Origin of the sequence: Baekduia sp. (assembly GCF_035685985.1) — a bacterium.
In the GTDB taxonomy this organism is placed as follows: Bacteria; Actinomycetota; Thermoleophilia; order Solirubrobacterales; family Solirubrobacteraceae; genus Baekduia.
On the sequence record NZ_DASRZV010000011.1, the window covers coordinates 91,878 to 98,901 of the forward strand.

Sequence of the window (7,024 nt, forward strand, 5' to 3'; positions counted from 1 at the left end):
CGCGCGTCGTCCATAGACTCACGCGCGATGTCGCGCTTCGCCGAACCGCAGGACCCGGCCTTCCGGGAGATGAACACGTCGCTGGGCTTCGACCAGCGCCTCTGGCCCCACGACGTCGCCCAGTCGCGCGCGCACGCGAGGATGCTCGCCGCCCAGGGGATCATCGGCGACGACGACCGCGACGCGATCCTCGCCGGCCTGGACCGGGTCGAGGCCGAGCTACGCGACGGGACGTTCCCGTTCGAGCCCGACGACGAGGACATCCACATGGCCGTCGAGCGGCGGCTGACCGAGATCGCCGGGCGTCCGGGCGGCAAGGTCCACACGGCGCGCTCGCGCAACGACCAGGTCATCACCGACGTCGCGATGTTCACCGGCGAGGCGGCGCGCGCGGCCCAGGGCATGCTCGACGTGTACATGTCGACGCTCGTCGACGCGGCCGAGCGCCACCTCGACTGGGCGCTGCCCGGCTACACGCACCTGCAGCGCGCGCAGCCGGTGTACCTGTCCCATCACCTGCTGGCCTACTTCTGGATGGCCGCGCGCGACCGCGAGCGCTTCGCCGCCGTCGAGCGCGCCTGCGGCGTGATGCCGCTGGGCGCCGGCGCGCTGGCGGGCGTCAACTTCGACACCGACCGCGGCATGGTCGCGCGCGAGCTGGGCTTCACGTCGGTCTCGCCCAACTCCATCGACGCGGTCTCCAACCGCGACTTCATCCTCGACTACCTCAGCGCCGCGGCGACCTGCGCGACGCACCTGTCGCGCCTGGGCGCCGAGATCGTGCTGTGGTCGTCGAGCGAGTTCGGGTTCCTGATCCTGCCGGACGCGTGGTCCAGCGGCTCGTCGATCATGCCCCAGAAGAAGAACCCGGACGCGGGCGAGCTGCTGCGCGGCAAGGCACCGCGGGTGGTGGCGCACCTGACCGCGCTGCACGGCGTGATCCACGCGCTGCCCTTGACCTACAACAAGGACTTGCAGGAGGACAAGGAGCACCTGTTCGACGCCGTCGACACGCTCCGCCTCTGCCTGGCCGCGGCGACCGGCATGGTCGCCGGCGCGCGCTTCGACCGCGAGCGGATGTCCGACGCGGCCTCCGACGAGCTGATCGCCGCGACCGACCTCGCCGACCTGCTGGTCAAGCAGGGCACGCCGTTCCGCGAGTCCCACGGCGTGATCGCCGGCCTGGTGCGCGAGGCCGTCGAGGGCGGCACGTCGCTGGCCGACGTCGCGGTGCCGAAGCTGGGGGAGGAGGCGCGCGCGGTGCTGGCGCAGTCCTCGTGGCTGGAGTCCAAGGCGTCGGAGGGCGGCACCGCCCTGGCGCGCGTGCGCGAGCAGCTCGACCAGGCGCGCGCGCTGCTGGCCCCCGCCGGCTGATCCGGTGGCGCTGCCGCCGTCCTTCTATGACCGCCCGGTCGTCGAGGTCGCTCGCGACCTCGTCGGGTGCGTCGTGGAGCACGCCGGCTGCGCGGGCGTGATCGTCGAGACCGAGGCCTACCACCACTCCGAGCCGGCGGCGCACTCCTACGTCGGGCTGACCGCGCGCACGAGCGTGCTCTTCAGCGACCCCGGCAAGGCCTACATCTACCGGTCCTACGGCATCCACGCGCTGCTCAACGCGGTCTGCGAGCACCGCTCCGTCGGCGCCGCCGTGCTGATCCGCGCGCTGGAGCCGATCGAGGGCATCGAGCGCATGCGCGGCCGCCGCGGCGTCGCCAAGGACGTCGACCTCTGCAACGGCCCCGGCAAGCTCACCCAGGCGCTCGGCATCGACCTCGAGCTGAACGACACCAACCTGTACGAGGGCCCGATCCTGCTCCACCCGCGCGAGGGCGCGGCACCGTCGCTGGTCGTCGGCGAGCGGATCGGCATCACCAAGGCGGTGGACCTGCCATGGCGCTTCTGCGCGGCGGGCAGCCGCTACGTCAGCCGGCCTTGGCCCCCAGACCTGCGCGAGACGCTTTGCGCGCCGCCTCGTCGCGCCTGACGGCCGCCGACGGAGCTTGAAGGGCCGGCCCCGTTGCGCTCGCCGGCGACCGTCAGCTACGACGATCCGGGGCGCAAAGCGTCTCGCGCCCGCGCGTCTCGTCTCGCCGCGCGCCATGCCGCCCGCCGCGCCGCGCCGTGCCGCGGCTCGCGCCTCACCGCGCGCCGCGCCGCGTCTCGCCTCGCCTCGCCTGACGGCCGGACCGTGCGCCGCCGGCGCTAGCCCGCGCCGGTGCCGCCGGTCGCGGCGCCGGTCCCGCCGGTGCCGCCGCCCGTGGTGCCGCCGCCGGTCGTGCCGCCGCCGGTGGTCCCGCCACCCGTCGTGCCGCCGCCGGTGGTCCCGCCTCCGGTCGTGCCGCCGCCGCCCGTGGTCCCACCGCCCGTCCCGGTGCCCTCGCCGGTCCCGGTCCCGCCGCCGGTGGTCCCGCCACCGGTCGCGTCGCCGCCGCCCGTGGTCCCGCCGCCGGTCTCGCCACCGCCGCCGGTCCCGGCCCCGCCGGTCCCCGTGGAGGGCGTCGTCGTCTTGGGCGTGGTCGCCACCGGCGGCGTGCTGCCGGCCTCGGTCCCGCCCGACGCGCCGCCGGTGGTGCCCGAGCCCTGCGGCGCGGCGCCCTCGCGCGGGGCGGTGGGGGCGACCTCGGTGGTCGAGGGCTCCGTCGAGGACTCCTCGATCGGCGGCAGCCCCTTCTTCTCGCGCTCGGCGTTCTTGCGGTTGTCGACGATCTGGTTGGCCGCGACCACGAAGTCGTGCCAGATCAGCGCCGGGAACGTGCCGCCGGTGACGTCCGAGCCCTGGAACTCGGTCAGCATCGGCTTGAGCGTCGTCGGGTAGCCGACCCACACCGCGATCGTCCACCGCGGCGTGAAGCCGACGAACCACGCGTCGCCGGAGTTCTCGGTCGTGCCGGTCTTGCCCGCCGCGAAGCCGCCGTACTGCGCGCGCGTCGCGGTGCCGAACTTCACCGGCCCGGTCAGCAGCTGCGTGGCCTCGGCCGCGACCTTCTCCGACAGCACGCGCTTGCCGATCACCCGGTTCTTCTTGACGACGTCCTTGTCGTCGTTGCGCTTGGTGATCTCGTGGATCCCGACCGGCCCGGCGTCGCTGGTGCCCAGCGTGCCCGTGATGCGCTTGCCGCCGGCGGCGAACGTCTCGTAGGCGTGGGCCATGTCCAGCGGCGTCACGCCCTGGTGCAGGCCGCCGAGCGTCATCGCCAGGTTGGAGGACACCGGGGTCCGGATGCCCATGCGCTCGGCCAGCCGCGCGACCTTCTTGGTCCCGACCTTGATGCCCAGCGCGGCGAAGACCGCGTTGTCGGAGAACGTCAGCGCGTTGGCGATCGTCGACTGCCCGGCGTACTCGTTCTCGAAGTTGTTGACCACGAACTGCTCGTGGGACTTCTTGTTGATGGTGAAGAAGCGCTTGCGGGACGGGAAGACGGTCCCGGGCCCGATGCCCTGGCGCAGGGCCTCGGCCAAGATGAAGGGCTTGATCGACGAGCCCGGCTGGCGCTGGCCCTGCGTGGCCAGGTTGAACGGCGCCTTGTTGTAGTCGCGCCCGCCGACCATCGCGCGCACCTCGCCGGACTTGTTGTCCAGCACGACCACCGAGGCCGTCGGTCCGCCCGCCCAGGACAACCACTTGGTGACCGCGTTCTGCGCGGCCTGCTGGAGGTCGTAGTCGAGCGTGGTCTTGACGTTCAGGTCGCCCTCGAACGCGCGCTGCGGGCCGACCTGGTCGACCAGCGACTGGCGGACCCATGAGACGAAGTACTCGGTGCCCTTCGGGGAGTCGAAGTGCGGCGGCGTGATGTCGTCCGGCACCGGCGTGCGGACCGCGTCCTCGTACTGCGACGCGGTGATGCGCGACTGCTCGAGCATCTTCTTCAACACCAGGTTGCGCCGCTCACGCGCGGCGACCGGATGCGCGATCGGGTCGTAGCCGCTCGGCGACGCGATGATCGCCGCCAGCGTCGCGCCCTCGACGGGCGTCAGCTGCTGGGCGCACATCGGGTGCCCCGGCGTGCCGCAGCCGACGTGCGACGGCTCGGCGCCGAAGTACGTGCGCGCCGCGGCCTCGATCCCGTACGCGCCGTTGCCGAAGTACACCGTGTTGAGGTACTCGGTCAGGATCCGCGGCTTGGACCACTTGCGCGTCAGGTGGTAGGCCAGCGCGGCCTCGCGGAGCTTCTCGAACACCGTGCGCTTGGACTGCGCCTGCAGCGCGTTCTTGACGAACTGCTGGGCGATGGTCGAGCCGCCCTGCGCCTGTCGGCCCTGCACGACGTCCTGGACGAACGCGCGCGCGATGCCCTTCAGGTCGACGCCGGAGTTCTGGTAGAAGCGCCGGTCCTCGATCGCGATGACCGCGTACTTGGCGTAGGCCGAGATCTGGTCGTCGCCGACGATGATCCGGCCCTGGTTGGACGTCAGCGTGGTCAGGCGCTTGCCGTTGATGTCGGTCAGCACCGAGTTCTTGCGCTTGGCGACCTGCGGCAGCTGCTCCAGCGACGGCAGGTCGGAGGCGACCGCCATCATCATCCCGAAGATCGTCGAGACGACCGCCAGGGCGGCGAGCGGGACCAGGATCGCCAGGAGCCGGAGCTTCTTGATCTTCGTCCGGCGCTTCGGGCCGTGCCCATCGTCCCCGGCTGCGGGCGGCAGGTCGGGCACGGGTGCGAGATGCGTTCCGGTCGGGTCGCTCATGGCGGCGTTGACGCCCGCATGCTCAGGGGCGGACGAGGAGGTCGCGGGGTGGCGGCAGCTGCCCCGGAATCGGCCCTTGACTCTAGCATTGGGGCCCCATGGCCCCAGCCGATGACCTTCTGCGCAACGCCCACCAGTCGCTGCCCGAGGGAGGGCTGGCGCGCAAGCTCGAGATCGCCGAGAACGAGGGGCGACAGCTGCGCGTCAAGCTCGGGCTCGACCCCACGGCGCCCGACATCCACCTCGGCCATACGGTCGTCCTGCAGAAGCTGCGGGAGTTCCAGGACCTCGGCCATCGCGTGGTGCTCATCGTCGGCGACTACACCGCGCGCGTAGGGGACCCGTCGGGGCGGTCCTCGACGCGGCCGGTGCTCTCTCCGGAGGACATCGACGCCAACGCCGAGACCTACAAGGACCAGGCGTTCACGATCCTGCGCGACGACCCCGAGCTGCTGGAGGTCCGCCGCAACGGCGAGTGGCTGAACATGCCCGCCGCGGATCTCTTCGCGCTCGCGCGCGTGGCGACGGTCGCCCAGATCCTCGAGCGCGACGACTTTGCCAAGCGCTTCGCCGCCCAGCAGCCGATCTCGGTGCTGGAGACGCTCTACCCGCTGCTCCAGGGCTACGACAGCGTGGCGATCCGATCCGACGTCGAGCTCGGCGGGACCGACCAGACCTTCAACCTGCTGCTGGGCCGCGACGTCCAGCGCGCCTACGGGCAGCCGGAGCAGGTGATCCTCACGATGCCGATCCTGCCGGGGATCGACGGCACCGAGAAGATGTCCAAGTCGCTGGGCAACCACGTGGGGGTGACCGAGCCGGCCGACGAGCAGTTCGGCAAGACCATGCGGCTGCCCGACGCCGCGATGGACACGTGGTTCGAGCTGCTGGCCCTCGACGACCCGGGCGCGGGCGCGGGCCCGCGCGATCGCAAGCGCGCGCTCGCGCGCGGAGTGGTGGCCCGCTTTCACGGAGAGGAGGCCGCCCAGGCGGCCGAGCGGCGCTTCGACGCGCTGTTCGTCTCGCACGCCGTGCCCGACGATGTCGAGGACTACGCGGTGGAGTCCGACGACGGCGCCAGCGTGCACCTGCCCGCGCTGATCGCCGCGGCGTTCGGCCGCTCGCGCTCGGAGGCCCGCCGTCTGCTGGAGCAGGGCGGGGTCAGGCTCGACGGCGAGGTCGTGGCCTCCGACGCCTTCGACCTCCCGCTCGATTCGCTCGACGGACGCGTCCTGCAGGTCGGAAAGCGCCATTTCCGGCGTCTCGTCGCCGCCTCTCGCACGGCCTGATCGCGGGGTAGCCGGGTTCGAGCCGGGCCCGATTCCTTGCCGTTGCTGGGCCGGCGGGCAAGCGAGAGGTTCGAACCATGGATCTTGACCGGACGTTCACCTCCGCGGCCGGCCCGCACGCCACGATCTGAGGCGTTCGGACTGGACCGGTTGGCGCTTGCGCCGGGTGCCTGAGGCCGGATAGCCTTGTGGCACAAGGGATCCGGCGTGATCCGGGTCCCTGCGGGGGCGTCTTCGGGACGACCGGGCGACGCGCGGCTCCGAACTGTGCGTATACTTCCGCTCAGCGGGGCAGGGAAGTCCGGTCTGACCGGGCCCCACACCCGCCGCCGAGTGGTGCTAAACTGCTCGGCCCCGCTCCAAGAGCTTCGGTTCTGGGGAGCGTCCTTTCGAAGGAGACCCCTTCCCGACAGGGCGCGACGGTCTTTGAAAACTCAACAGCATGCGCACCTTCTCTCCCAGCCGGGAAGAGAGGTGTGCGTCCAGGTTCGACCCCTCGGGTCACTTCGGTGATCGCGAGGGTCTGAGTAAGAAATTCCGTCATACCTTGGCTTGAGCCGTGTATTGCTCGAGCCACATGAGGCATGACAGCTCTTCGAAGCCGGCGCGCCTTCGGGTGTGTCGGCGGAAGTTCACTTCACGGAGAGTTTGATCCTGGCTCAGGACGAACGCTGGCGGCGTGCTTAACACATGCAAGTGGAGCGACGAACCGGGGCTTGCCCCGGGGCAAAGCCGCGAACGGGTGAGTAACACGTGGGTAACCTGCCCTGTTGATTGGGACAACCCCGGGAAACCGGGGCTAATACCAAATGTGCTCCTTCCACATCAGTGGATTGAGGAAAGGAGGCTTCGGCTTCCGCAACGGGATGGGCCCGCGGCCCATTAGCTTGTTGGTGGGGTAACGGCCTACCAAGGCTCCGATGGGTAGCTGGTCTGAGAGGACGATCAGCCACACTGGGACTGAGACACGGCCCAGACTCCTACGGGAGGCAGCAGTGGGGAATCTTGCGCAATGCGCGAAAGCGTGACGCAGCAACGCCGCGTGAGGG

At 71.1% G+C, this 7,024-nt stretch carries 4 protein-coding genes and 1 rRNA gene; 4 read left to right on the top strand and 1 reads right to left on the bottom strand.

Annotated elements, in window-relative coordinates; all coding sequences use genetic code 11:
• Positions 1 to 27 precede the first annotated feature (27 nt).
• Entirely contained in the window at positions 28 to 1,374 is a 1,347-nt protein-coding gene (gene argH / locus VFG42_RS04400) for an argininosuccinate lyase (protein WP_324905663.1), read from the top strand.
• A gap of 4 nt (positions 1,375 to 1,378) precedes the next feature.
• The gene (locus tag VFG42_RS04405; RefSeq protein ID WP_324905665.1) at positions 1,379 to 1,984 is read left to right on the top strand and encodes a DNA-3-methyladenine glycosylase; all 606 of its coding nucleotides are present in this window, start codon (positions 1,379 to 1,381) and stop codon (positions 1,982 to 1,984) included.
• 218 nt (positions 1,985 to 2,202) lie between these two features.
• Here the strand turns inward: VFG42_RS04405 and VFG42_RS04410 are convergent, their stop codons facing one another.
• Entirely contained in the window at positions 2,203 to 4,686 is a 2,484-nt protein-coding gene (locus VFG42_RS04410) for a transglycosylase domain-containing protein (RefSeq protein ID WP_324905667.1), read from the bottom strand.
• A 98-nt stretch (positions 4,687 to 4,784) separates the two neighbouring features.
• Between VFG42_RS04410 and tyrS the strand changes: the two genes are divergently transcribed.
• On the top strand, positions 4,785 to 5,975 hold the full coding sequence (gene tyrS / locus VFG42_RS04415; protein WP_324905669.1) for a tyrosine--tRNA ligase: 1,191 nt from the start codon (positions 4,785 to 4,787) through the stop codon (positions 5,973 to 5,975).
• 636 nt (positions 5,976 to 6,611) lie between these two features.
• A 16S ribosomal RNA gene (locus VFG42_RS04420) occupies positions 6,612 to 7,024 on the top strand; the annotation flags it as partial.

Excerpts from the sequence above, each read along its gene's own strand:
- argH (WP_324905663.1), top strand. The coding sequence starts at position 28 with ATGTCGCGCTTCGCCGAACCGCAGGACCCGGCCTTCCGGGAGATGAAC.
- VFG42_RS04410 (WP_324905667.1), bottom strand. The coding sequence starts at position 4,686 with ATGAGCGACCCGACCGGAACGCATCTCGCACCCGTGCCCGACCTGCCG.
- tyrS (WP_324905669.1), top strand. The coding sequence starts at position 4,785 with ATGGCCCCAGCCGATGACCTTCTGCGCAACGCCCACCAGTCGCTGCCC.